This is a genomic window from Kitasatospora sp. NPDC056783 (genome assembly GCF_042789895.1).
GTDB lineage: Bacteria > Actinomycetota > Actinomycetes > Streptomycetales > Streptomycetaceae > Kitasatospora.
The window spans coordinates 1-3,208 of record NZ_JBHUAF010000593.1; the positions used below are offsets into that span (position 1 = coordinate 1).

The window sequence follows — 3,208 nt, forward strand, 5'->3', positions numbered from 1 at the left end:
CCCGCCGACACCCACGGGGGTGGCGTCGGCGGGAGCACCGGCCCCCGCCCGCTCACGCTGGCCTTCGACCACGCCCGCATCCTCGCCGACGGCCTCGACCGGGTGCGCGCCAAGCTTGAATACAGCCCGCTGGCCACCGCCTTCCTGCCGTACGACTTCACCATCCCCGACCTCCGCGCCGTCTACGAGGCCGTCTGGGACGAGAAGCTCCACCCCGGCAACTTCCACCGCAAGGTGCTGTCCGTGCCCGGCTTCGTCGAGAGCACCGGCACCACCACCGAGCGCGGTGGCGCCCGCGGGGGCCCCCGCGCCCGCACCTACCACGCCGGCGGTGCCTGCGTGCTGCACCCCGCGCTGCTGCGCCCCACCCGGGACGACGCCGCCGACGGCGCCGAGTCCCCCTGATCCTCCGCGGCCCCGGGCAACGCCGCCGATCCATCGGGCTACCATCCGGCCATGACCACTGACGAAGCGACGACCGTCGGCGAAGCTCCCGGAACCGACCACCGGCCGCACTCCCACTGCCACTTCTGCGGCACTCCCTACCTGCCCGGCACGCGGGCCTGGCCCCGCACCTGCCCCGGCTGCGCCGAGATCAGCTACCGCAACCCGCTGCCCGTCGCGGTCACCGTCCTGCCCGTCACCCGCCCCGACGCCGACCCGGCGCTGGTCGTCATCCGCCGCACCATCGAACCCGGCTACGGCGAACTCGCCTTCCCCGGCGGCTACATGGACTTCGGCGAGAGCTGGCAGCAGGCCTGCGTGCGCGAACTCCACGAGGAGACGGGCATCGTGGCCGACTCGGCCGAGATCACCCTGATCCACACCGCCTCCGACCCCGCCGGCCGCTTCGTCATGCTCTGCGGGCTGCTCCCCGCCCGCCCGCTCGCCGACCTCCCGCCCTCGCGCCCCACCGACGAGACCGAGGGCTGGCTGCTCGCCACCGCCGACACCGCCCTCGTCTGGGACTTCCACAACGGCGTCCTGCGCCGCTGGTTCAACGGCGAGTTCACGCCCCGCTGACCTCAGGGCTTCCCCTCGGCGGACCCTGGCGCGGCGGCCGATCACATGGCATGGTCTGCACCGACAGCCCAACCGGACGGGTCTGCCATGAGCCCTCCCGTCCCCACCACCGGCCGGGAGACCACCACCGTGAGCACCCCACCGCAGGACCAGCCGCTCTGGCGCCCCAACCCCGCTCGCGCCGCCGCCACCACCCTGGTGGCCTTCCAGGCCTGGGCCGCCGAACACCACGGCGCCCCGGCCGCGCCGCTCGCCCCGGCCGACGACGACGAGCAGGCCGCCCAGCGCTACGCGGACCTGCACGCCTGGTCGACCGAGGACCTCGACCGGTTCTGGACCGCGGTCACCCAGTGGTTCGACGTCCGCTTCACCCAGGCCCCCGAAGCCGTCCTCGCCGACCCGGCGATGCCCGGCGCCCGCTGGTTCCCCGGTGCCCGCCTCAACTACGCCGAGCACGCCCTGCGCGCGGGGGTGGCCCCGGCCAACGCCGACCGCCCCGCGATCCTCCACCTCGACGAGACCACCGAGCAGCCCGTCGTCCTCACCTGGGCCGAACTGCGCCGCCAGGTCGGCTCGCTGGCCGCCGCCCTGCGCGCCCGCGGCATCGGCCCCGGCGACCGGGTCGGCGCCTACCTGCCCAACATCCCGCAGGCCGCCGTCGCCCTCCTCGCCACCGCCGCCGTCGGCGCGGTGTGGACCAGCTGCGCCCCCGACTTCGGCGCCCGCAGCGTCCTCGACCGCCTCCAGCAGATCGAGCCCGCCGTCCTCTTCGCCATCGACGGCTACCACTACGGCGGCAAGGACCACGACCGCACCGAGGTCGTCGCCGAACTGCGCAGGGAACTGCCCAGCCTGCACACCGTCGTACACGTCCCGCTGCTCGGCGCCCCCGCCCCCGAAGGCGCGCTGGCCTGGGACGACCTGGTCGCCGACGACGTCGAGCCGGTCTTCGAGGCGGTCCCCTTCGACCACCCGCTCTGGGTCCTCTACTCCTCCGGCACCACCGGCCTGCCCAAGGCCATCGTCCAGAGCCAGGGCGGCATCCTGCTCGAACACCTCAAGCAGGCCGGCCTCCACCTCAACCTCGGCCCGCAGGACCGTTTCCTCTGGTACACCTCCACCGGCTGGATGATGTGGAACTTCCTGCTGGCCGGCCTCCTCGTCGGGTCCACGATCGTCACCTACGACGGCAGCCCCGGCCACCCCGACACCGGCGCCCTCTGGTCCGTGGCCGCCCGCACCGGCGCCACCGTCCTCGGCACCTCCGCCGCCTACGTCATCGCCAGCCGCAAGGCCGGGCTGCACCCCGGCCGCGACCTCGACCTCTCCGCCGTCCGCTGCATCGGCACCACCGGCTCCCCGCTCCCGCCGGACGGCTTCCGCTGGATCTACGACGAGGTCAAGCAGGACGTCTGGCTCGCCTCGGTCAGCGGCGGAACCGACGTCTGCTCCTGCTTCGTCGGCGGCGTCCCCACCCTCCCGGTCCACCTCGGCGAGATCCAGGCGCCCTGCCTCGGCGCCGCGGTCGAGTCCTGGGACGTCCAGGGTCACCCGCACACCGACACCGTCGGCGAACTCGTCGTCACCAAGCCCATCCCGTCGATGCCCACCGGCTTCTGGAACGACCCCGAGGGCACCCGGTACCACGACAGCTACTTCGACACCTACCCCGGCATCTGGCGCCACGGAGACTGGATCACCGTCACCTCCCGCGGCACCGTCGTCATCCACGGCCGCTCCGACTCCACCCTCAACCGCCAGGGCGTGCGGATGGGCTCCTCGGACATCTACGAGGTGGTCGAGCGCCTGCCCGAGATCGCCGAGTCCCTGGTCATCGGCCTGGAGGAGCCCGAGGGCGGCTACTGGATGCCGCTGTTCGTCGTCCTCGCCCCCGGCGCCGAGCTGAACGACGACCTCATCGGCCGCATCCGCGCCTCGCTGCGCACCGAGCTCTCGCCGCGGCACGTCCCCGACGAGGTCATCGCCGTCCGCGGCCTCCCGCACACCCTCACCGGCAAGCGGATCGAGGTCCCGGTCAAGCGCATCCTCTCCGGCACCCCGCTGGAGCAGGCCGTCAACCCCGGCTCCGTCGACCACCTCGAACACCTGCGCTTCTTCGAGCGGCTGCGCGTCGAACGCCAGGCCTGACCGGCCCCGCGCACACGAAAGGGGCGCTCCCACCGGA

The 3,208-nt window shown here is 73.6% G+C and carries 2 protein-coding genes and 1 pseudogene; all 3 read left to right on the plus strand.

From position 1 onward, the window contains the following. Positions 1 to 405: pseudogene (locus ACFRMQ_RS39575) on the plus strand (DNA hydrolase); the annotation flags it as partial. Positions 406 to 456: 51 nt separating this feature from the next. Further along, positions 457 to 1,023, plus strand: coding sequence for an NUDIX domain-containing protein (locus ACFRMQ_RS39580; protein WP_380735742.1), 567 nt, complete (start codon positions 457 to 459; stop codon positions 1,021 to 1,023). A gap of 87 nt (positions 1,024 to 1,110) precedes the next feature. Further along, positions 1,111 to 3,171 carry an acetoacetate--CoA ligase gene (locus ACFRMQ_RS39585; protein WP_380735744.1) on the plus strand — a complete coding sequence of 687 codons (2,061 nt, stop codon included), beginning with the start codon at positions 1,111 to 1,113 and terminating at the stop codon, positions 3,169 to 3,171. The last annotated feature ends 37 nt before the right edge of the window (positions 3,172 to 3,208 follow it).